The sequence below is a fragment of the Paraburkholderia sabiae genome (genome assembly GCF_030412785.1).
GTDB classification, from domain to species: Bacteria; Pseudomonadota; Gammaproteobacteria; order Burkholderiales; family Burkholderiaceae; genus Paraburkholderia; species Paraburkholderia sabiae.
On record NZ_CP125297.1, the window covers coordinates 199,673 to 221,416 of the forward strand.

At 56.9% G+C, this 21,744-nt stretch carries 18 protein-coding genes and 2 pseudogenes; 5 read left to right on the forward strand and 15 right to left on the reverse strand.

Features of this window, described 5'->3' with window-relative positions; genetic code table 11:
- Nucleotides 1-12: 12 nt before the first annotated feature.
- Nucleotides 13-438 (forward strand): annotated as a pseudogene (locus QEN71_RS40695) (IS701 family transposase); the annotation flags it as partial.
- A gap of 198 nt (nucleotides 439-636) precedes the next feature.
- Here QEN71_RS40695 and QEN71_RS44715 read toward each other — a convergent pair.
- From QEN71_RS44715 to QEN71_RS40765, 14 genes are all read right to left on the reverse strand, one after another.
- A complete protein-coding gene (locus QEN71_RS44715; RefSeq protein WP_201662182.1) occupies nucleotides 637-1,062 on the reverse strand; it encodes a serine O-acetyltransferase in 426 nt (141 codons plus the stop codon).
- Nucleotides 1,063-1,075: 13 nt separating this feature from the next.
- Nucleotides 1,076-1,849 carry a WecB/TagA/CpsF family glycosyltransferase gene (locus QEN71_RS40705; protein ID WP_290468304.1) on the reverse strand — a complete coding sequence of 258 codons (774 nt, stop codon included), beginning with the start codon at nucleotides 1,847-1,849 and terminating at the stop codon, nucleotides 1,076-1,078.
- Nucleotides 1,846-3,087, reverse strand: a complete 1,242-nt coding sequence (locus QEN71_RS40710) for a hypothetical protein (RefSeq protein ID WP_201662150.1) — start codon at nucleotides 3,085-3,087, stop codon at nucleotides 1,846-1,848. Before QEN71_RS40710 ends, QEN71_RS40705 begins: the two co-directional genes overlap by 4 nt.
- On the reverse strand, nucleotides 3,084-3,923 hold the full coding sequence (locus QEN71_RS40715) for a heparin lyase I family protein (RefSeq protein WP_290468305.1): 840 nt from the start codon (nucleotides 3,921-3,923) through the stop codon (nucleotides 3,084-3,086). The genes QEN71_RS40710 and QEN71_RS40715 overlap by 4 nt, the downstream gene beginning before the upstream one ends.
- A complete protein-coding gene (locus tag QEN71_RS40720) occupies nucleotides 3,920-4,912 on the reverse strand; it encodes a glycosyltransferase (RefSeq protein ID WP_201662144.1) in 993 nt (330 codons plus the stop codon). The genes QEN71_RS40715 and QEN71_RS40720 overlap by 4 nt, the downstream gene beginning before the upstream one ends.
- Nucleotides 4,909-5,625: a glycosyltransferase family protein gene (locus QEN71_RS40725; RefSeq protein ID WP_201662141.1), complete on the reverse strand. Its 717-nt coding sequence runs from the start codon at nucleotides 5,623-5,625 to the stop codon at nucleotides 4,909-4,911. The genes QEN71_RS40720 and QEN71_RS40725 overlap by 4 nt, the downstream gene beginning before the upstream one ends.
- Before the next feature lie 494 nt (nucleotides 5,626-6,119).
- A complete protein-coding gene (locus QEN71_RS40730; protein ID WP_201662138.1) occupies nucleotides 6,120-7,505 on the reverse strand; it encodes a lipopolysaccharide biosynthesis protein in 1,386 nt (461 codons plus the stop codon).
- Nucleotides 7,492-8,739 carry a UDP-N-acetyl-D-mannosamine dehydrogenase gene (wecC, locus tag QEN71_RS40735; protein ID WP_201662135.1) on the reverse strand — a complete coding sequence of 416 codons (1,248 nt, stop codon included), beginning with the start codon at nucleotides 8,737-8,739 and terminating at the stop codon, nucleotides 7,492-7,494. Before wecC ends, QEN71_RS40730 begins: the two co-directional genes overlap by 14 nt.
- 30 nt (nucleotides 8,740-8,769) lie before the next feature.
- Nucleotides 8,770-9,930, reverse strand: a complete 1,161-nt coding sequence (gene wecB, locus QEN71_RS40740) for a non-hydrolyzing UDP-N-acetylglucosamine 2-epimerase (RefSeq protein ID WP_290468313.1) — start codon at nucleotides 9,928-9,930, stop codon at nucleotides 8,770-8,772.
- Nucleotides 9,930-12,185 (reverse strand): polysaccharide biosynthesis tyrosine autokinase, encoded by a 2,256-nt coding sequence (locus QEN71_RS40745; RefSeq protein ID WP_201662132.1) that lies wholly within the window; start codon nucleotides 12,183-12,185, stop codon nucleotides 9,930-9,932. The genes wecB and QEN71_RS40745 overlap by 1 nt, the downstream gene beginning before the upstream one ends.
- 58 nt (nucleotides 12,186-12,243) lie before the next feature.
- On the reverse strand, nucleotides 12,244-12,696 hold the full coding sequence (locus QEN71_RS40750) for an arsenate reductase/protein-tyrosine-phosphatase family protein (protein ID WP_201662131.1): 453 nt from the start codon (nucleotides 12,694-12,696) through the stop codon (nucleotides 12,244-12,246).
- The gene (locus QEN71_RS40755; RefSeq protein WP_201662130.1) at nucleotides 12,693-13,790 is read right to left on the reverse strand and encodes a polysaccharide biosynthesis/export family protein; all 1,098 of its coding nucleotides are present in this window, start codon (nucleotides 13,788-13,790) and stop codon (nucleotides 12,693-12,695) included. The genes QEN71_RS40750 and QEN71_RS40755 overlap by 4 nt, the downstream gene beginning before the upstream one ends.
- A gap of 101 nt (nucleotides 13,791-13,891) precedes the next feature.
- On the reverse strand, nucleotides 13,892-15,271 hold the full coding sequence (locus QEN71_RS40760; RefSeq protein WP_201662129.1) for an undecaprenyl-phosphate glucose phosphotransferase: 1,380 nt from the start codon (nucleotides 15,269-15,271) through the stop codon (nucleotides 13,892-13,894).
- Nucleotides 15,272-15,399: 128 nt separating this feature from the next.
- The gene (locus tag QEN71_RS40765) at nucleotides 15,400-16,362 is read right to left on the reverse strand and encodes a GlxA family transcriptional regulator (RefSeq protein ID WP_201662123.1); all 963 of its coding nucleotides are present in this window, start codon (nucleotides 16,360-16,362) and stop codon (nucleotides 15,400-15,402) included.
- Nucleotides 16,363-16,867: 505 nt separating this feature from the next.
- Here QEN71_RS40765 and rfbC point away from each other — a divergent pair.
- On the forward strand, nucleotides 16,868-17,449 hold the full coding sequence (gene rfbC / locus QEN71_RS40770; protein ID WP_233472189.1) for a dTDP-4-dehydrorhamnose 3,5-epimerase: 582 nt from the start codon (nucleotides 16,868-16,870) through the stop codon (nucleotides 17,447-17,449).
- Between the two features lie 327 nt (nucleotides 17,450-17,776).
- Nucleotides 17,777-18,673, forward strand: a complete 897-nt coding sequence (galU, locus tag QEN71_RS40775) for a UTP--glucose-1-phosphate uridylyltransferase GalU (protein ID WP_201662120.1) — start codon at nucleotides 17,777-17,779, stop codon at nucleotides 18,671-18,673.
- Nucleotides 18,674-18,782: 109 nt separating this feature from the next.
- Here the strand turns inward: galU and QEN71_RS40780 are convergent.
- A pseudogene (locus QEN71_RS40780) lies at nucleotides 18,783-19,253 on the reverse strand (transposase); the annotation flags it as partial.
- Between the two features lie 121 nt (nucleotides 19,254-19,374).
- Between QEN71_RS40780 and QEN71_RS40785 the strand changes: the two are divergent.
- Nucleotides 19,375-20,391: an IS110 family RNA-guided transposase gene (locus tag QEN71_RS40785; protein WP_201662117.1), complete on the forward strand. Its 1,017-nt coding sequence runs from the start codon at nucleotides 19,375-19,377 to the stop codon at nucleotides 20,389-20,391.
- A 258-nt stretch (nucleotides 20,392-20,649) separates the two neighbouring features.
- Complete coding sequence (locus tag QEN71_RS40790) at nucleotides 20,650-21,663, forward strand: IS110 family RNA-guided transposase (RefSeq protein ID WP_290468306.1); 1,014 nt, start codon at nucleotides 20,650-20,652, stop codon at nucleotides 21,661-21,663.
- Nucleotides 21,664-21,744: the final 81 nt, after the last annotated feature.

A 21,744-nucleotide genomic window follows, 5' to 3' on the forward strand; every position in this document is an offset into this window, starting at 1 on the left:
ACTGGTCAGTATGTGCGTCCCGACAAGATTGCGCAAGCGTTGCCGCCACAGGCCTGGCGCCGCCTTTCGGCCGGAATCGGCGCAAAAGGTGAGCGACTGTATGACTGGGCATTGACGCCTTTATGGCGCCTGCAACTGAGCGCCAAGGAACGTCGCTTTGGCCATTACCTGCTGGTGCGGCGAAGTCTCGACGAGACCCGTGAACAGGCGTATTACGTCGTCTACGCGCCCCGCAGCAAGATTGCCCGTCAGATGGTGGTCAACGTCGCCGGCAGGCGATGGGAAATCGAGGTGGGATTTGAGGCCGCCCAAGGCGAATGCGGTCTCGATCAATATGAAGTACGTCGCTGGCAGGGCTGGTACCGTCACATTACACTGGCGTTGCTGGCGCACGCGGTGCTTGCCGCCTTGAGGGCACAGGCCAAAAAAAACAGCTGAAGGTTCATTGCCATTCAGCGTTCAGGAGATCCGCCGGTTACTGTGCCGACTAATATGGCGAACGCTCCAACCCATTGAGCATGTAATGTCGTGGTCAATGTGGCGGCGCCGACATCTGTACCGAGCCCAACAATGCCATTACCGACGACGCGGCGGCGTGTCCCCGGCATATCTACGGCTGTAGTACTAAGCCTGTGACTAGGCTCGACAGTCACCATCGCGGCGCAAAATCCGCGCAGGGTTGCCAACAGCTGTCGCATTCTCCGGTACGTCTGTAAGCACCACCGCGTTAGCGCCGATCCTCGCACCACGCCCAATTGTCACCGGCCCTAGGACGCACGCGCCGGCGCCAATCAGCACATCATTCTGTATCACCGGTGCTCCGGGCATTCCTCGGCCGCCAATAACCACATTCGGCGCGATCACAATGTTGTCGCCTAGTACGGCATGCCGGTGGACTACAATCCCAAGACCTTGGTATCCGAAAGAAACATTACGTCCCACCCGTACCGACGGTGGCACCGACGTCGAAAAAAGGATACGGTTCAACACCTTTAGTATCCATGGCAGGAAAGGAATCCTTGCGACGTAGAAGAATCTCGCAAGACGCCAGATGTAAAGCATCAGTCTTCTCCCGTTAGTCCCGACCACGGCCAATCCGTTGGGGGTGCCGACCGAGGCGTCCCAATGTCAATTCTTTCATCAGCATCCATGCAAACATGCTGTTAGTGGTGAGATATCGCCGCCACATACGCCGTGGCTCCTGGATCACTCTGAAAGCCCACTCCAATCCGTTCCGTTGCATCCATCGTGGAGCCCGCGATACTCTGCCCGCGACGACGTCGAACGTTCCGCCCACGCCCATGACGAAAACGACACCTAGCTTCTCTTTCCAACGTTCGATGAACACTTCCTTTTTTGGTGACGTTATCGCGACAAACAGCATCTTGGCACCCGACTGCCGTACCATGTTGACCACGGCTTCCTCGTTGTCCCAGAAATACCCATGATGGAAGCCGGCAAGCTGGATTTCGGGATAGCGTTGGCGGACGGCGTTCGCGGTCAACTCCACGATGTCGGACTTTGCCCCGAGGAGGAAGACCGGAATTTGCTGAACAGACGCCAACCCGAGAAGGCGATCGAAGAGGTCAATCCCCGCTACCCGCTCGGGAGCATGATAGCCAAGTGCCCGCGCGCCCCAGACGACCCCCATCCCGTCCACGTTGACAATGTCGCATCCACGTACCGCTGCAGCGAGACGACGGTCCTCCCTCATGTGGACAAGTTTCGCAACATTCACGACGACGTGTTGTGTAAAAACCCCCTGCGCTATTCGCTCACCAATCACCCTGACAGTCTCGTCCATCGACGCCAAGTCGAGCGGGCAGCCGAATAATTCAATCCGCTTCACGATCGCCTCCATCCAAGTTCGCCGCTCCAACCTGCGGCCTGACTGCGTGCCGCCTGCGGCACAGCTTCACGCCGCGACAGGGCACCGATAACCAGCGCGGAAAAGATCACCCCGCTACTGAGCACATAATACGAATAGATATTGTTTTCGAACGCGAGGCGAACTACCAGAATAAGGACCACGATCCGCCATTGAGGCTCGTGCCGCGCGACATGGCGGAAAAGACGCAAAAGGTACGCAACAGTCAGGATAAGAAACGGCGCGCCGAAATCTATCAAGAGCAGTATGAAATCGTTGTGCGGCATTGCGCCGTTCCAGACCTGAGCGAAGCCACCAATTCCGTTACCCGTAAGAAGCCTCACCACCCCCTCGTTGGCCAAGAAGAAACCGTATACAAGATCGGCGTAGATGCGCCATGTAAACGATCCCTGCTGGTCGGACGCAAAGTGTGTAATCCCAGATGCTCCGCGAGCAGACTGAACCAGTTGGTTCCACCCGCCGCCCGATATTAGAAGAAATGGGGCCGCTAACTTGTCGTACGTCGGTTTATCGAATAGATACAGCACCACAACAGCGCAGACTCCGACTACGCACGCAGAAGTCACCATAAGCACTAATCTGGTCACCGATGCCTTCCATTCCCGGATCAGTGCTGGAAGCATAAGTACTAATGCGCCGGTTGAGGTCGTTAAAAAAGCGATTCCGACAAAAATCACCTTCACTAGCGTCATTCCATGGCGACGCCCACCTTCTGTGGCGATGTAATTAATGGGAATCAGCATGATAAGTACATAACTTCCTAGCAGATTCGCGTGCTCGAAATTCCAGAACTCCCGCGAGGCGAGATTGCCAAGGAAAGCGGACAAGAGATAATTCCCGCAGAAGCACAGGACAAACAGTGCAAGGAGCACATTGAATGCGCGGCATAGCGCTTCGCGGCTCATTGAACGGCCAGCGTTGTAGAACAATATGGCCAACAATGGCATTGTCAGCAGCTTATAGCCGATCGTCTCGGAAGGATTTCGCAGCAACTCTGCGAGAAAAAAGAGGGTCACGCCGCTTATCGCGGCGAAAACGCGCCAGTTCATCTTGAGCGGAACCCGCAATCCGACTACAGCAACGAATAACGCTCCGTTAAACAGGGCAAAATCCAGGTCACGCGCAGGCACAAAGAAATCCAGCACGAGCTTCAGGCCAATTGGCCAGACGACGACAGACCACGCAGCCGGCCTGCTCATAGCCGTCCCCCGATCGACGAACCGGCCGCGCCGGCCGGTACGGGGTCTTTACGGCTAAGCGTGACGTTGCCATACTCTATGGTTAAACTTCGCACATCGCTCCTTTGTGCGAGCCATAGCCATTTATAGATCCCCACCTTTATCGACGCATCGTTATCGCCCGAGTAAGCATTTCCCTGATCGTACTCCGAGACCACCTGTTGGCCATCCTTGTACAGCTCAGTGGTGCTCTTCTCACCGACTGTTCCCGGAATGTAGTGTAGTCGCCAGCACACAGTGCGGCCGCGATCATTCTGAATAGAGCCAAACTTGTAGGCGCGCATCGAATGTGGCACGTCTGAATGGACGCGTAACTCGTAATGGTCTCCATTGATGACCAATGCGACCGGCGGGGCCCCAAGTGTGCGACCGCCCTGGAGTATCTGCGTCACGATTTCGGGTTGCGAGTAATCAAATGAAAAGTCGTCGGACAATGTCGTCGACCAATCGAGCAAGTATTCACTTCCGTTGACTATCTTTGTCGCACCGAGGGAAAGCTCGGCACGCGGCACGCCATTCGCCACACGACCGAAGGGATCGCTCCTGTTTATCTGGATTCGCAGTCTCGGCTCGGCGCTGGGGTTCGTTTTGACGATCGTTGTCGCCTGCCCCGTGGCCGTTTGAACGCCGGCTGACCTTGGGATACCGTCGCGCCAGTCAATGCGCATGACCACCCGGTATCCCGGCTCGTTGCTCTTCACGCAGTCGGCCTTAACTGGTTGCATAGAGTTCGCCCATGCCAGAGCACATATGCACACTGCCTTGACTACCACTCTGCCTTCAATGCCGCCGTTCATTCCCGTCTACTCCCACCGCCTGCCTCGCCCGCGGCCTGTTGAACACTCATTTGGTAGACGTCGTGGATACGTTGAGCGACCTGCGTCGAGAGATAGCCATGTTCCGCTAACCGGGCCGGCCCGTCGGTACAGCGACCTCCGTCGAGCACTTCGACCAACGCCAACGCCAACTGACGTGCGTCACGCTCGCGAACGACACCGCAACGACGGACGCCCCCCAGCAGTCCTGCCACGTCGCCGACATCCACCGAAACAACCGGTAGCGCGCAAGCCAGCGCTTCCTTTATGGCTTGGGGAGACCCTTCTCGTTGGGACGTCATCAGCATTGCGTCGGCACCCTGCAGTAGATCGCATACGCCTTGACGGTCAAGTCCATCGATATGCCGCTCAACGATATTTTTTGAGACCATGGCGCGGAGGTGCATGAGCGTCGCAGAAAAAAGTGCATAGTCTTTCTCGGGTCTTAAAGGTGAAGACGGAAATACAATTACTAGATCGTCACGGGGATCCGGACAGCGCGATGGCGGCGAGAAGAGCTTGTCGTTGACAGCGCACGGAATGACAACGGAATACCGCACGATCTTCTCGATCTCGTGTTTAATCGCATCGCTCACTCCGATACACACATCTACAAACCGCACAGCGAACCGCGAGACAGTGCGCATCCATCTTGAGCCAGCTACATCCGATCCGTGCAACGTGACTACAACTGGGATGCCGGTGATCCACCGCACAAAAGGAGCAGACCATGCTGTGAGGCCGAAGTGATAGTGGATAACGTCATATCGACCCCGACGCGCCTCCGCTAGAATGACAAAAAGAGATTGCAGATATGCGCTCTTTCGTGAGAACCCGTCCACCACGACCACATCGACCTGCGTACCGCGAATGTTGCGAATCGATTCGACCTGCTCTGCCACGAAGACACCTTGCGTCGGATTCGCCGCGTTGGTCCCCTGGAACATATTAGTGACCGTCAGAATCTTCAAAGGAGCCTCCTGAACGCAGCTAGGTATTGAGATACGACACTTTTCGCCGCAAACTCGCTTGCAAGGGTTTCACTGCCCTCCTTGAAGCTGCTCCCAAGAAGCGCGTCGATTGCGCCCACAATCTCTGCGCTCTCGTGGGGTACGGCGATGCCACCCCCGTGCGACTCGAGGAGGTCCCGCATTGGACCGGGCGGGCAGATGGCGAGAATCGGTTTTTTGAGCATCGCGTAGTCTGCAAATTTGCTGGCTAGGAATGGACTCTCATCCATATCTGCCTCGATTACAACAAGTGCTTTTGCAGCGCGACCTATTGCCTGCGCCGATTCGGGTGGGAGTTCTCCCGTGAAGTCGACCAGTCCAGTCTGTTCAAGGTAGGCGCATGCCCTACGGAATGACGGTGCGACATCACCCACAAAAGTAATTCCAGTGAATCCGCGCGAATTCCATCGTGTACCAATCGACCTCAAAGCATCGATGAGCGCACCTGATGCGCGTTCGCGAGTCAGCTTACCGACGTGCACAAATCTCGTCCTATATCTCTGTGTTAACTGAAAGCTTGGTGCGGCGGCTGAAGACGGCATCCCGATATGGGTTGCAACTGCCCAGGGCGGCGCAATATCCGGTGTCAATGCGTCGTTCGCAAGGCGAGCAGCCACCGCATTACTGAAAATGAAGATCTTCGCGTGCTCCGCCACGTGCTTCAATGCGCGCATGTGGAGCGGCCTGAATAGAACCGCGAGCTTTGTGCGATACGGAACAGGCGTTAATGAGAGTGGCCACAAGTCACTAAAGTAAGCCACCCATTTCTGTTTCATCGACGGTGGCAGGTGAAGCCCTACCAGATGGACTCGAAAAGGCGTCGACTGTGTCAACACAATGTCCGGCTCGAATTCCTTCCCTATCCGCGCGGCTTCAACCGCCATCCTACGTACCCAGTCAGAATTTGCGCTAATCGAGGCGAATTCATACTGCAGTCGCCGGTAGACACGGCTAAGTGGGCCGCGTCCCGCGGTTTTCGATTCTTCTAAGACTCGATCCACGGGATAGCGAACTTCACTCGGAGTCAGAGGTGAAGCGCCGCATAAGACTCGAACGTGGCAGCCCGCGTCATGGAGCGCGTCGGCCACCTTAGTGGCTTGGAGCGCTTGGGCGCCCGTCTCGGGGGCGAAGTGCACGCACACGATCATTACTTTCATCGGCACATTTCTCACATCAATATGGCTGCACAGCCCGCTAACACACAGCCAGCGACGCTGATGGACGGCAGGAAAATCCGTTTTGCATCGGTTCGGTTCATGCCAGGCGCGAGGAACATAAGGCAGCCGAGATAAAAAATACTTTCCATCGATACTGCAGCGGCCATCGCGCCGACAACTCCATAACGATTGCCGAGCTCGTGAAAAAGGATGCCGCCGACGATCAAAGCGAATGCCTGCGCATACGTACGAAGATGCGCTCGTTCACTGGTTTCTAAGGCGTGGCCGAGTGGCGCGGAAAGACTTTGGATGAAAATCATCGCAGCACCGATTAGCACGGCGGTCTTCAACGCGGCGCCATAGGCGGGATCATGTCGTTGTCCAAGTATTGCAAGGATCAAGGGTGCTGAGACAAGCACCGACCCGGCAAGCAGGACGCCAGTAACAAGTAAGAAGATCACCTCTTTAAATAGAAGGTCGGTCCAAACTTTCTGTCGGTTCTCTCTCGTCGCTTGAAAGAGCCTCGGGTAAAAGGCTTGTCCCACTGCCCCTGGTATTGTGTACAGAAACTGGGGAACTCTTGATGCGAGTGCGAACGTGCCGACGATCGCCAGATCGGTGCTTTTTCCCAAGATCAGTACACCAAGGTTTGGAGCCAACATATAGAGAAACCCGGAAGCCATATATGCGTGAAGCCCCTTAATCAGCCGCATCGCAAAGTGACGAGCACGGTTGAGGCGCAGGTGTATCGACTGGATCTTTAAAGAACGCGTGCCGCACAGACCTCCCAAAAAGAGGCCAAGTCCGTAAGCCAACGCCACGGTCCGGGCTTTCGCAACGTCATCGACGACGGGTAGGAGCAAACCGATCGCCACGCAAGCAAACTGGGCCGCGGCCGCTCTGAGACGCGCCCTGAAAATTGCGGTGGAATCGGACCGCGACAGCATGACGCCCGTTGTCCAGTTCGTCAGCATCGTTCCCATCACGCCGGGAATAAGCATCCACGCGACGCATTGACGTGATAGCGGATTTGTGACAAGCCATGGCAGCGTCACACCCACGACCCCGCAGACGACCAACGCCAGTCCAACCCTGATGTACAATGCCGTCATCGAGCATTCCCGCCATCCGGCGAGGCGCCCAGCAGCATCTCTTAGGTAAGTATTCTGCAGACCGAGCTCGCAAAAGTACGAAGCGAACGAAACAACAGCTAGAGCGTAAGAGAATGCACCGTACCCTCCGGGGCTCATTCGCCTGGCAAGCGCGATTGTCACCAACGCGAATATCATTCGCGAAATGAGATTTCCGGATACAAGTAGGCCAGCTTGACGAAGCATATCCGTTTGATCAAGGAAGCTGTTTAGGGGCAGCCGCAGAATGTGGCTACCTGGCTGCATGGAATGCGCCGCGCGTATCAACCACCGCCTTCTCGTGCAGTTTGCGTAGATCAATGCTACGGAATTCACGATGATCGACCAGCAAAGCAACGATATCGGCTCGATTGAGTGCGTCGGCGGTATCGCATAGTTCCACGTGTTGCGCGAGTGACTGCGGCAACTCGCCGATGTTCGGCTCTACGACGAGAATGTGCCCTAGGGACTGCGAGGCAAGCTCTTCGACAATCTCAATTGCCGGGCTTTCGCGCAAGTCGTCGATGTCTGCTTTGAATGCAAGTCCGAGACAGGCAATCACCGGTTCCTTAAAGCGACTTGCGACCCGTTGAATGCGACCGACGACGTACCTTGGCTTATCGTCGTTGACGACGCGTGCGGTACGGATGAGCCGTGCCTCCTCAGGCGCTGAATCGACAATGAACCATGGGTCGACGGCAATGCAATGACCACCGACGCCCGGTCCAGGCTGGAGGATGCTCACCCGCGGATGACGGTTGGCCAGACGGATCAAATCCCACACGTTGATATCCAGCTTTTCCGCAATCATGGACAACTCATTCGCGAACGCGATATTTACGTCTCGAAAGGAGTTCTCCGTGAGTTTGCACATCTCTGCCGTCCGTGCGTCCGTGAGAATGCATTCGCCCTGTACAAAAGTCTGGTAAAGATCACGTGCGACTTCAGCGCAGCGACGGGTCAAACCACCGATAACCCGGTCGTTCTGGACGAGCTCGTGCACGACTTTTCCCGGTAACACCCGCTCGGGGCAATGCGCCACCCGGATGTCCGAACTCTCCCCGACCTGTTGCGGAAAACTCAGATCCGGTCGGTCTTCCGCCAACCACTGCGCCACTTTCTCCGTCGCACCCACTGGCGACGTCGACTCGAGAACTACAAGATCGCCCTTCTTAAGGACAGGAGCGATCGCTCTGCTCGCAGCCTCAACATAGCTCAAGTCGGGTCGATTGCCGTCGGTAAACGGTGTAGGAACCGCAATCAGGAATGCATCCGCAGGCTCGGCGTCGCGTGTGGCACGCAGGAACCCCTGCGTAACAGCGGCGTTCACTAGCAGATCGAGCTCCGGTTCTACGATGTGGATTTCACCGCGGTTAATGGTGTCGACAACTTGCTGCGATACGTCAACGCCTATCACCTTCGTCTTGCGACCGGCGAATGCGGCAGCTGTTGGAAGCCCGATATAGCCCAGGCCAAAGATAGAGATAGTTTCGAATTTCATGGCATTTTTCCCCGTGACGAGACAACTTTGTCAGACCGCTGAATCTTGAAGTACTCGTTCATTAATAGCAGCACACAGCGCGTCCGTAATCCGAGCACTTGCGTGACCGTCACCGTATGGATTGTGGGCACGGCTCATAGCGTCATACTCGGACTTGCTGGTGGCTAGCCGATTGACGGTCCTCACAATCCGTTCCGTATCCGTGCCCACAAGCTTTACAGTTCCCGCTGCAACAGCCTCCGGACGCTCAGTGGTATCGCGCATGACCAAAACGGGCTTGCCAAGGGAAGGTGCCTCTTCCTGGACACCTCCAGAATCCGTGAGAACAAGCCAAGACGCCTGCATAAGAAACACGAATTCCTGGTACTCCAACGGCTCCTCCAGAATCACGTTAGGCAAGTGACGCAGCCATCGTTGAACCGGCTCGCGAACGTTCGGATTGAGATGGACAGGGTAGACGATCAGCGTGTCCGGCGAGGTCTCAGCAATCTCCTTCAGCGCCTGGCAGATGCTCTCGAAGCCTTTTCCGAAGTTTTCGCGGCGGTGTCCGGTGACGAGAATGATTCGGCCCGCCTCCTGCAGCCATGGAAACCGAGCTTCAAGAGCACCGCGTCGGTTCGCCTCGCTGTTGATACGCATCACTGTCTCCAGTAGCGCGTCCACAACGGTATTTCCCGTCACGTATATGTCGCTGTTTTTCACCCCTTCTCGAAGGAGGTTTTCCCTCGATGACTGTGTCGGGGCAAAATGCCACTGGACTAGTGCTCCGGTTAGCTTGCGATTCGCTTCTTCAGGCCAAGGGGAATACAGATTTCCCGTGCGCAAACCAGCCTCAACGTGTCCGACGCGGACCTTTGCATAATAGGAGGCCAGAGAAGTGGCCAATGTCGTAGCCGTGTCGCCGTGAACGAGCACTGCGTCTGGTTTAAACGCGTCGAAGACGTACGGCATCGCCGACAGAATTGCCGATGTGACGTCACCGAGTGTTTGGCTGGGCCTCATGATATCGAGGTCAAACTCTGGCACGATGCCAAAGAGGTCGAGCACCTGGTCGAGCATGGTGCGGTGCTGTCCCGTAACACACACCCGGCAGTCGATATTGCGTCGAGCCCGCAAGGAATGCACAAGCGGCGCCATCTTGATCGCCTCTGGGCGCGTACCAAATACCACCAACACAGATCTGTCTTCCATCATTGGTCCTTTTTCCGCGTGTTCGCATCAGGTGCGTTATCCGCCCCCTCCCGTCCCTGGTCCGCCGCATAACCGTAGTAGCCGTACTGTCTCGAACGAAGGCCAGGGGTGAAACCGTTAAACACGACATCAACAGGCCCGGAACCGGCACGCTGCAGACGTTTGGCTGTTTCGACGATCTCGGCAGTTGTTGTCCTCCCAGATCGGACGACCAAGAGCACGATGTCCGCGGCGGGGCGCAAGAGTTCTGTATCCGCGATGCCGAGTACAGGTGGCGAATCCACGATCACGAAGTCATAGCTGTCAGCCAATGTACGAAGTGCATCGCGAACGTCGGATTGTTCGAAGAGCTCGTCCGGTTCCTGTGCACTGCCCGCCCTTAGCAGGTCTACGTGCGCCGTTACTTCCCGAAGAATTAGGTGCTCGGCCGTGCCGCTACCCAGCAACAGCTCCGCGAGCCCCGGCCCGGCCTGCCGTCCGAAGTCACGATGCAGTCGCCCCCGCCGTAGATCGGCGTCAACCAGTAGAACGCGCTTGCCGGCTCGGCCTAAAAGAACTGCTAGATTCGTCGCCGTGAAAGACTTTCCAACGCCCTCAGTCGCACCGGTGACGAGTGCGATGTGAGAGCCGGAATTCGCTCCTTTGGAAAACTGGAGCGACGTACGCAGTAGTCTGATGGCTTCAACGGCAGGATCGCGGGGAACACGGGTAGCCAACACAAATGGCCCCAGGCCGCCCTTGCGGCGATGTCGAGCGATACGTCGCTGTCCGGCGCTCGCAGGAATCACCGCGGTCACGTCCGTCAGCGTCTGCCGCTCAACGTCGTGTGGATCGATGACAACGCCCGTCAGCGCAGCGCGCGTGAAGCATCCAAGGACGCCCAGAAATAGACCACCGCCGAAGGAGGCCGCGAGGATGACCATCGGCTTTGGCCAAAGCGGTTTGTCCGGGACGACTGCGTGATCGATAACACGGACGTTACCGACCCCGCCCGCCCGGGCCAATTGCAATTGCTGGATGCTGTTTAGAAGCCCAATGTACAGTTGCGTTTGAACCTGCACATCCCGGGTCAGACGGACCATGCCCTGTTGATCGGCGGGCAACTGGCCGAGAGTGCCTTCGACATCCGACACGTCCGACTTGGCGGCCTCGATTTGTCGATCAAGAGCGAGCACTTGTGGATGGCGCTCCGAAAGGGCTGCCAACAGTTCCCGACGTTTCTGCTGAAGTTGCAGCAGCGCCGTGGAGGCATCGACGTAGTGTCCCAGCAATGCCTTTGACTGGTCCGACAGACTTACCACCTTGCGCCGTTGCTGATATGCAGTGAGCCGATCCTCCTCGTCCTGAAGCTGACGATGTACGCTAGGCAACTGCCCTTGCAGGAAGCGCAGCGACTGGTCGGCCGTTTCTGCCTTCCGCTCGCGGTTTTGCGCCACGTAACGGTCGGCAATCACATTCAATATCGCCGCTGCCCGGACGGGATCGGCATCTTTCAGCTTGACGCCGATCACGCCGGACTGATCCTTTCCGAGTTCGGTCACAACGAGTTTTTTCTGCAACTCCTCGACCACATCGTTCTGCGAGCGCCGACGTATTTCGAACTTCGCACCAGCCATTGCAGCAAGGCTTGCGACCTTCAACGAAACTGGCCCTTCTTCGGTATTTGCGATAAGGAGGACGCCAACCCGTCCATCGACAGGTTGAGCCAAGTCGTCACCGGAAAGCTGGTATCGGTCGTCGCCAACAGCCGTCACCACATACTTATCGTCCACCTTGGCTTTCGGAACGTCAAATTGTGCGATATCAATGCGTTCTTTTCCCCAGGCATATCCTCCAACGCCCAAGATCCCGGGTGTCGACAGTCCTTTCGCGTGTCGTGCAAGCGCATTTCCGACTAATGGGAAACGTTTTGGCTGAGCCTCGATAAACATTCGCTCGGCTTCGACGGCACTCGTCGTGACAAGACGGGAGTGCAGTATCTCCATTTCTCCGTCGTCGGTTGACTTTACACTGAACAGGCTCGAGAGTCCTCCGATTACGCTACCCATAGACGACGCCATGTCATTCGATGAGTCTTCAACCTGCACGGTGATGTTGGCTTGGAAAACCGGTGGTGCGGCGAGCAGGTAAAGCACGCCCAGGAGCAAGAACGTCACTGTGGTCCAAATGATCGCCCGTTTCTGCTCAACTAACATATCCAGCGTCGAACGGATGTCGACCTCGTCGCCAGCCTGATTAACGGTACTCTGTGTCATTCTTTTCCATGAGGTTCATTTCATCGATATGCGCATTCCACGCATAACTAAATGGCGATCAGCAGCGTACCCGCTCGCTGTTGACCTTTGCGATCCGGTCTGCCCACACGCCTGCTTTCTCTACAATCTCGCCAAGCCAGGCGTCGTAGACATGGCGTGGATATCCCCTCGGGTCGAAGACATCCTCGTCGGCATCAAGCGTCCACGTTTTGCCCCAAGATGCACGAAAGCGGTTCTGCACTGCCTGACGATGCGCACGCTCCATTACCAAGATGACGTCCGCCTCTTCGCATAACGGTAAAATGAGCTTGCGAGAGCGATGCGCATCGATGTCAAAACCTGTACGCGCCTTTAGGACGTCAGCCGCAAGCGGATCGACTGGCGCGTTGTCCTGCGCCGCGACCCCCGCCGACGACACCTCGACCTGCGGTAGCCCGCCACGGAGAATGCTCGCGACAACCGGACTACGACAGATGTTTCCCGTACATACCACCAGCAGCCGCTTGATCATTTGGCCACCACCGCACCGGTCAGTCCTGCACCGATTGCTGGTAGCAACTGGCTCAGAACCCTATAGGCGATAGTCAGGTCGGTCGGCCCGACGTAAACGACATCACCTGGTTTCAGCCCGAATTGGCCAGCCATGACCATTGCCACCGGCGACCGAGCATCGAGATGAAAGACCGCCGGCTTCGTTTCCGTGTTGCGCCTAACCACATATAGCTGCCGCGGGTCCGAGGTTGCCAAGTTGAAACTTCCCGATTGCGAAAGCGCGTCAGCAAGTGTCAGGCTTCCGTCCGGTTTCGGAAGAGCCGTCATCGGTTTAGCAACCTCACCCATTACGTACACCCCGCTTTCACTTCGGGTCGGAACTCGCAACAGATCGCGGTTACGCAGAAACAAGGCGGACGGGTCATACCCGGCTGCGACCAGTCCGGAGATGCTAACGATGTAACGCTGCCCACCTCTCGTGAGCAGTACGCGACCTTGGTCCGCATCAGCCGTGAACCCGCCTGAACGGCTGATCGCATCCATTATGGTCATCGGGATGTCATTAATCTGCTGAACACCAGGAGCATGCACTTCGCCGTCGACGAAGACCTGCTTTGACCGAAACGACGCGATGCGGACCGTCACCTGAGGTGAGTTGAAATACTCAGCGAGTCGCTTCGATAACAGTCCCTTGACGGCGTCAGTCGACAATCCCTCAACGCGAAGTTGCCCCACGAACGGGAACTGGATATTGCCCGCGTCGTCGACAATGGTGCCGGCGGGTGCGTCAGCCTGACGCGGCTGCGTCGCAGGCTGTGTCCCCTGACCCAATGCGAACTCGGGATGGTCCCAGACAACGATTTGGAGCACATCGCCGCGGCCGATTCGGTACCCGGAGGGTCCCCCGCCTAGAAGTTGCTGAACGACGACTCTTTCTGCGTCCGTTCGCACGGTTTGCTGTGCTTCTACGAGTCCTGCGTCAATTTCCTGTATGGCGACAGGTGGCGGCGCCGCATTCTTATAAGTAGGCTGAGTCGCGGCACTCGGCATCTGCAATCCAGGCACGGTCGTACATCCCGTCGCCGTTAAAACCGCGGCAACGGACGGAAACATCTTTGCATACCGTATGCCACATCCCTTTGCACTACGAAATAGATTATGAGTGATCACTTAATCCTCTCGCCACCGGTTCCACCTAAAAAGTTAGTGCCTACTCAGTAGGCTTGTCGTCCAATAAAGCCTTTGAAGATCGTCAGGACGACAATTCGGACGTCCAACATGAACGACCAGTTCCGGATGTAGTACAGATCGTGCTCCACACGCCTTTCCATCTTCTCGACGCGATCGGTTTCGCCGCGAAAGCCATTGACCTGTGCCCACCCCGTAATTCCTGGCTTAATACGGTATCGATGGATGTAACCGTTCACCACTTTTCGGTAGATTTCGTCATGCTCAATCGCGTGTGGGCGAGGACCAACGACTGACATTTCACCACCTAGTACATTGATAAACTGAGGAAGTTCGTCGAGACTCGTTCGCCTAAGGAACGATCCAATTTTTGTAATGCGCGGGTCACGCCGAGTCGCCTGAGTGACGACGCCGGTCTGCTCCGCGTGTTGGCGCATCGTCCGGAACTTGTAGATACGGAAGACCCGACCATCTGCCCCTTTCCGATACTGCCGGAAGAACACGGGTCCCTTCGAAGAAAGCTTTACAGCCACCGCAATGACGATGAATACCGGCAGCAGTGCGACCAGCGCCGCGAAGGCGAAGAGCCGGTCAAACACTTCCTTTGACGCGAGCGAGCGGGCCGACACCGGTGACGCAATAAGATTGATGGCGGGTGAACCAATCAGGTCGATAACGCCACCGGAAAAGAGCGCGACACTCTGGACATCCGGGATGAAGCGCACGTTAACCAGGTCATAGCGAAACTCGTCTACGACGCGCTGGATCGTTGCCTCTTCCGAAAGCGGGAGTGCAAGCCAGATTTCTTGGACTCCATCACGTCGGACGTGAGAGACAAACTCTGAAAAGCTGTTGTATGTCTTGGACGGTAGCTCAAGAGCTTCTTCGGAGGCGCGGACATTGAAGACTGCAGCGACCCGGAAACCCGTATCTGGAGTTTCGTCGACCTTCTCCACAACTTCGCGGCAATGCTGACCGTCGCCGACTATCGCAACGTTCCGCAGGTTGAGTCCTGCAAGGCGCATCTTACCCAGGATACTGTACACGATGACCCGCACGAGGATAAGCGCACCGCAAGACATCACCGTCCAGTAGGCGAACCAGAGCCGAGATATTAAATCTGCGCGATGCAACGAGAACATGACGACCAGCCCACACGCCTGCACTGCAAGCCAAGCCACAAAGACCTGTCGGAGTAAGCTCCACACCGGACGACCTCTCCACGATTCATACAGACCGAAAGCGGGGAAGAGAACGAGCGCAATAGCCAGTGCGAGCGTGACATGAGGGCCATCCGGTCGCCCCTGAAGATACTCGCCGAAGCGGATGCTTGATGCCAGCAGCGCGCCCGCGACCACGCAAATGCTATCCAATGATCTGGCCCCGAGTCCTTGCATGCTATGCATTTAACACCCCCTCAGTAAGAGTCGAACCTTCCGTTACACACCGGTGAGCAGGACCGGATCCAGCCACAATTAGTCATCCGAAGCGTATGTCAGCTTCTTCAGTTTCACTGCGGAGAACTGCCATCTGCCTATGCGGGCAGTCGCCGACAGGCCAAGCGTGCGCGAAACTCAGTTGGAGTCGCTGCGAAACGCCGTTTAAATACGCGGGACAAACGTGCTCCGCTTGTCCAGCCACACTGCTTTGCGATACTGTCGATCGGCAGTCTGGTTTCAACGAGCAATCTTGAGGTTAAGTCCAGTCGTGCTTGAGTCAGATACTCGGACGGTGTAACTCCGATTTCCTGCTTAAAGCGGCGCAGGAAGTTTCGCTCACTCATGGCCGCGACGCCCACTGCCTCGCGCACGGAGGTGACATGGTCGCAGTTTTGCCTTATCCACTGCGCCGCAGCCCTGATCTTTTCAGTTGCGCTGTCCTCACGCGTTGCCGGAAAAATCAACGAGAGACCGTCTCCACCGACCGGGCGAATACGAACCGAAATTTCGCGCGCGGTCTCTTCACCAATGTCTTTCCCAACCATGTTCAACGCATTTTCCGCAGGCTCAACACCGTCTGCCATATCGTAAAGCGAGGTGCCCACGCCTTTGCCGTTCACGGCTGCAACCATTCCTCCACTGAACGTGCGTGCGTGCCGGTTTCGCACAGCAGCATCCAGTAGTCGCCACCCTTCACCGATCGGTGCAATCTCGGCGCCGCGCCCGACCAAGTCCGATAGCCAATTGACGATCCGGCTGTCCAGGAGCGCATTCCCGACGCCCGGTCCGTCTGCTATGAATACAGCGTCGAACTCGCTAACGTCGCTGGAATCGCATGCGCATGTCCATACATCAATTGCTGAAGAACACCGTATCTTTGCACCTTTCGCTGAGTAAAATGTAACTTTGTACGGCGTGTGATCATGATTGCGGCTTCTATAAATCTCATTCGCAAGCTGGAATATCTCGGCGATTGCGCTGGTGCTTAGTAGAGCGAATCCGTCAAACAAGAGAATAGCGATATGACGAGCGACGGATCGCCCCTTCTTCTCTTGCACTTCGTCCTTGCATCCCCGAACGCTACGCTTCATCTTTTCCCCGCCGCGCGATCCGTCGCTTGTCTTGATGTTCCGTATTAAGTTTGCTTCCGTTGCGGCGCATCATAACTTGCTCGCGGCTCAACGAAAGATGCATGGCATAAACAAACAACAGAATGGCGGCGAAGCGCAAATCGTTAGAACGCGGGCGGATGTCTATATTCGAGGAGCTGGCTGAGGGGCAACTGTGGCAGAGACTGCTGAGAAGGTGACTGGCGTTGCACTAACCGCGCAGGCATTTTTGAAGCTCTGAAGATGGCAGTAGCGATGCTCACCGGTATATTCGAAGGGGCACCAGGACGGATAACCCTTCAAGCGTAGTATGCATAAGGCATGGCGCATGGCCGAACTGTCCCAGCATCGCAAGATGGCGGATTCAGATAATGTTTTGTCTGCGACGTAGCTTGAGTAGCAAAGACATTTCGAACCAAGCTATCGTTTCACGCATCGAGTCTTGAGACCTAGAATGAGCACGCCCCCCCCTTCTTCCGCCCAATCCATACTTTGTCGTATTCGCCACACTAACCTCCGCGATGTGAAGATCGTCGAACCGCACATCGCTCACGATGCGCGAGGGCTGTTTTTTGATAGCTTCGACCAGGAGTGGTTTGAAGAGAATGTGGCGCGGGGGTACACCTTCGTTCAGGACCAACACATGGTTTTCGCCCACAATGTATTGACAGGACTCCACTATCAAATCCAGCACCCTCGAGGTCTGCTGCTGCGAGTGGTTAGCGGCGATGTATTCGCCGTAGCACTTGATCTCAGACGGTGGTCGGTGACGTTTGGACGTTGGGTTGGCGAGCGCATCTCTTCGGCGAACAACTGGCAGATGTGGATTCCCCCGGGGTTCGCCTATGGATTCCACGTTCGCTCAGACGTTGCGGAGGTGCTCGTCAGAGCGACATCGAAGCGTAACGCAACGTTTGAGCGCACTGTATGCTGGAACGATCCCGAAATTAATATCGCTTGGGGCATGAAATCCGAACCTCTCGTTACAGCGGCATCCGCAAACGGCGTCGGCTTTCCCGCTATCGAAGTTTATTGACGCGCTCGCTTTGAGCGACGGGCGAGGAACGGGATCCTTGCCATTGCCGGATTCCGACAGAATGAGTGACCTGTCAGACGCAAGGTAGACAATGCGCCCTTTAACCCCGTAGAGTGGCATCCGGTATCGAAGGTCGGATTCTCTCGGTCTAAACGCCCTTCACGGCTCTTGCTGCCACAACCCCCGTCCGTGGCCGGCTTGCTTCGGTCCTTCGTGCTGTCGCGAAGGACCGCTTTTTTTCGTGTATCGACGGGTCTTGGCTCTCCCCACACTGATTTACTGGTTCGACCCGCGAGGGCTCCGCTCACGATTAATTTTAAACCCATCATGCTCAAAGTCACTAAGGCGGTCTTCCCAGTCGCAGGTCTTGGCACCCGCTTCCTGCCTGCCACCAAGGCCAGTCCGAAAGAGATGCTGCCCGTCGTCGACAAGCCGCTTATTCAGTATGCCGTAGAGGAAGCGATAGCTGCGGGAATCGCCGATATGATCTTCGTCACGGGTCGCAGCAAGCGCGCGATTGAAGACCATTTCGATAAGTCCTATGAAATTGAAGCGGAGCTCGAGGCGCGGGGCAAGGCGAAGCTGCTCGAGCTCGTACGCAGTATCAAGCCGAGCCATGTGGACTGCTTCTACGTGCGCCAGCCCGAAGCGCTGGGCTCGGGCCATGCCATATTGTGCGCGGAGAAGCTCGTCGGTGACAATCCTTTCGCGGTGATTCTCGCGGATGACCTGCTGCATGGTGCCCCGCCCGTCATGAAGCAGATGGTCGATGTCTTTGATCACTATCACAGCTCTGTGATTGGCGTTGAGGAAATCGCCCCCGAGGACAGCAGGTCGTATGGCGTCATTGATGGCAAGTTGTGGGAAGACTCGATCATCAAGATGTCCGACATCGTCGAAAAGCCGCATCCGGATGTCGCTCCGTCAAATCTCGGTGTGGTCGGTCGATATGTGCTCAAGCCGCGCATCTTCGAGCATCTCCGAACCCTTAAGCCAGGCGAAAGCGGCGAACTGCAGTTGACGGACGCGATCCAAGCCCTGCTCGCAGACGAGCAGGTGCTCGCGCACAAATATCGCGGCACGCGCTTCGATTGCGGCAGCAAGCTCGGCTATCTGAAGGCGACGGTTGAGTTTGCGTTGAGCCACCCAGAGGTCGCTGCCGATTTTCGGGCATATCTGTTGGAGCAGTTCGGGTCGTCCTGTGTAGATTGCACTGAGGTTTAGCAGGCTGCGGAAATACACTCCAGCGGAAGTGCCGTCGCACCGTCCACAGCTGATCGAACAAGGTTTCGGGTGGGCGAAGACCGTGGGGCGCATGCGCCAGGTGATGGTGCTTGCGCTTTTGCTGCGAAATGGCGTAGCCCACGCTTGAGGCAATCGTATCGGCCACCGCCGAACGCCGCCCCGAGGTGTTTTGCGCAACGTGCGGTGTGACCTTCATCTCGCGGCAGGCTTCAATGAATTCCTGCGCATCGTATCCCTTGTCTGCACCCAGCGTGATTTCTGCGGCAGGATATGTTGCAGCTTGCCTTGCATCGTTGATCATGATCTTGGCCGCCTCGCGCTCAGCATGCCCGTCAGCGCTGGTCACGCGCGCGTTGACCACCAGGCCGTGCCGATTATCGGTGAGCGTATGACCCATGTACCGCAATTCGCTGGCCGTCTTGCCTTTGCGATGGAGCCGCGCCTCAGGATCGGTCGTGGACTGGTGCGTTTCGTTGCTGCGCTTGCTGCCCTTGAAGTCGCCAGCACTGCCGCCGTCGCCGTCCTGATCGTCACCGTCCTTGCGCACGAAGATGGTATGGACGCCTCCCTCCTGCGTCGGTGAGGAGAGGCAGCAGAAACGGCGGAGCCAGATGACCGGGCAGCGGAGTGCCAAACTGGTGGGGTTTAAACCGACCACTGAGGGTTTAGGAGGACTCAGAATGAACACTACGGCATTCGGCATCGACTTAGCAAAGCGCGTCTTCCAAATTCATTGGGTTGACACGGAGACCGGTGAGATCGGTCGCCGGCAACTCAAGCGAGCCCAACTAAATGGGTTCTTTGCCAATCGTGCACCGGCGGTCATCGTTACGGAAGCGTGCGGCAGCGCGCATTACTGGGCCCGGCAATTGATCAGCCTCGGGCATGACGTCAGGCTCATCGCGCCGCAATTTGTCAGACCTTTCGTGAAGCGCAATAAGACCGACGCTGCCGATGCGCAAGCGATCTGGGAAGCGGCCCAACGACCCGAGATGCGGTTCGCTGCGGTAAAGAGCAAGGCCCAGCAGAGCGTGCTGACGCTACACCGCGTGCGCGAGCAACTGGTCAAGGTGCGCACGATGCAGATCAATCAGATATATGGGCTACTCTACGAATTTGGCGCGGCTGTGTCGGCGAATCGGCACAGCCTGAGCGAGGCGGCGCAAGCGCTCACGCGACTTGCCGATACGGTACCGGCGGTCGTGATTGATACGCTGCGCGAGCAATTGCGGCGTATTGACGTTCTCACGCAGGACATCGTCGAGATCGAGCGTAGGCTTGCCGCTTGGCAACGAGGCAATGAAGCGACCAGGCGCCTCATGGCGATCCCCGGTGTCGGGCTGCTCAGCGCGAGCGCAGCCGTGGCCACGATCGGTGACGGGCGCACATTTCGGTGCGCGCGCGAATTTGCCGCATTCCTAGGGCTGGTGCCGCGACAGAGCGGGACTGGCGGCCGCGTTAAGCTGCTTGGCATCAGCAAGCGAGGTGACGTTTATTTGCGCACCTTGCTGATTCACGGCGCGCGCGCCGTGCTCGCATGCAGCAAACATTTAAACGAAACGTTGCAACGCCTGCTCGCGCGACGGCCGTTCAACGTCGCGGTAGTGGCGCTCGCCAATAAAAACGCCCGCACGATCTGGGCACTGCTTGCCCACGATCGCGTATACCAACCCGATCACACGGCGCATGCCGCGTAGTTCATCACTCAGTTCACGGAGATCGGTCGCTAATAGGTTGCGCAGGTAGATGATGTACGCGTGATGGCAAAACAGGTCGGACCGCGGAGAAGCAAACCTGAACAAGAGCATGCCCTTCGAGGGCGCCACAAAGATGAGGCCTTCTCCGGCGAATTCCATCAGGGCCAGCGGACATGGCGTCCGCCTCATAGGCTGATGGTATGGACTCCCGCCCCCTTCGGGGCGACACTGATCTCACCAATTTCCGGGAGAACATCAATGCCTGCGCTCACCATTGGTCTCGATATTGCGAAGAACGTATTCCAGGTTTATGGCGTCGATCACGGTGGCAGACCTGTCATACAACGGAAGCTCCGTCGAGCGGACGTGTTGAAGTTCTTCTCAAAACTGGAACGAAGCGTGATCGGCATCGAAGCGTGTCACGGTTCGCACTTCTGGGCCCGTGAATTGACCTCACAGGGGCACACGGTGCGCCTTCTGCCAACGCAATATGTGAAACCCTTTCTGGTCGGTGGCAAGAACGATACGAATGACGCTTCGGCCATCTGCGCGGCGGTGTCACGACCTGGCATTCATCCGGTCCCGATCAAAAGCGCTGAACAGCAGTCACTGCAGTCGGTTCATCGTATGCGCGAGCGGCTCGTTCACGAGCGAACAGCGAAATCAAACCAGATACGAAGCATGTTTGCCGAAGAGGGGTTCATCTTCCCAGTGGGTATCGTTCATTTAAGACAGGGTGTCGTGGCACTCGTGAGTGATGCTGATGCCCGCATCACGATCCTGCTTCGACGGCTTGGCTCAATGTACATCGAACAGTTGGCAGCGTTACAGCGATGGATCGACGAACTCGCTTCCGAGATTGCTGAGATATTCAAACGGAATGAAAGCTGCCAGCGCCTCGCTACCATACCCGGGATCGGACCGCTCGTAGCAACCGCATTGTTCAGCGGGGTCGGAGATCCACAGCAGTTCAGGAACGGGCGGCAGTTCGCAGCGTGGTTGGGTCTGACGCCCAGGCAGCGATCAAGCGGTGGCAAGTCAAAGCTGGGCGGCATCACAAAGCGTGGCGACACCTATCTCCGCACCCTGCTGGTCCAGGGCGCGCGCGCTGTGATGCGCTTTGTAGAACGTCGTGACGACCGACATAGTCGCTGGATCAAAGCTGTGATGCAGCGCCGCCACGTGAGCATCGCTGCGATCGCGCTGGCGAACAAGACGGCGCGAATTGCGTGGGCAATATTGACGAACAATGACAGCTTCAAGCTGGCGTAGCTCGCTTGTAACGCATCGAAGTAACTTCACTCCATCAACGATTGCGCAAGAAGTGGCAAGCATGGCGAACCGGTCGGACCG

Coding starts and splice junctions, on each gene's coding strand:
- QEN71_RS44715 (WP_201662182.1), bottom strand. CDS start 1,062: ATGCTTTACATCTGGCGTCTTGCGAGATTCTTCTACGTCGCAAGGATT.
- QEN71_RS40710 (WP_201662150.1), bottom strand. CDS start 3,087: ATGAGCAGGCCGGCTGCGTGGTCTGTCGTCGTCTGGCCAATTGGCCTG.
- QEN71_RS40715 (WP_290468305.1), bottom strand. CDS start 3,923: ATGAACGGCGGCATTGAAGGCAGAGTGGTAGTCAAGGCAGTGTGCATA.
- QEN71_RS40725 (WP_201662141.1), bottom strand. CDS start 5,625: ATGCGCGCATTGAAGCACGTGGCGGAGCACGCGAAGATCTTCATTTTC.
- QEN71_RS40730 (WP_201662138.1), bottom strand. CDS start 7,505: ATGCAGCCAGGTAGCCACATTCTGCGGCTGCCCCTAAACAGCTTCCTT.
- wecC (WP_201662135.1), bottom strand. CDS start 8,739: ATGAAATTCGAAACTATCTCTATCTTTGGCCTGGGCTATATCGGGCTT.
- wecB (WP_290468313.1), bottom strand. CDS start 9,930: ATGGAAGACAGATCTGTGTTGGTGGTATTTGGTACGCGCCCAGAGGCG.
- QEN71_RS40745 (WP_201662132.1), bottom strand. CDS start 12,185: ATGACACAGAGTACCGTTAATCAGGCTGGCGACGAGGTCGACATCCGT.
- QEN71_RS40750 (WP_201662131.1), bottom strand. CDS start 12,696: ATGATCAAGCGGCTGCTGGTGGTATGTACGGGAAACATCTGTCGTAGT.
- QEN71_RS40755 (WP_201662130.1), bottom strand. CDS start 13,790: ATGTTTCCGTCCGTTGCCGCGGTTTTAACGGCGACGGGATGTACGACC.
- QEN71_RS40760 (WP_201662129.1), bottom strand. CDS start 15,271: ATGCATAGCATGCAAGGACTCGGGGCCAGATCATTGGATAGCATTTGC.
- rfbC (WP_233472189.1), top strand. CDS start 16,868: ATGAGCACGCCCCCCCCTTCTTCCGCCCAATCCATACTTTGTCGTATT.
- galU (WP_201662120.1), top strand. CDS start 17,777: ATGCTCAAAGTCACTAAGGCGGTCTTCCCAGTCGCAGGTCTTGGCACC.
- QEN71_RS40785 (WP_201662117.1), top strand. CDS start 19,375: ATGAACACTACGGCATTCGGCATCGACTTAGCAAAGCGCGTCTTCCAA.
- QEN71_RS40790 (WP_290468306.1), top strand. CDS start 20,650: ATGCCTGCGCTCACCATTGGTCTCGATATTGCGAAGAACGTATTCCAG.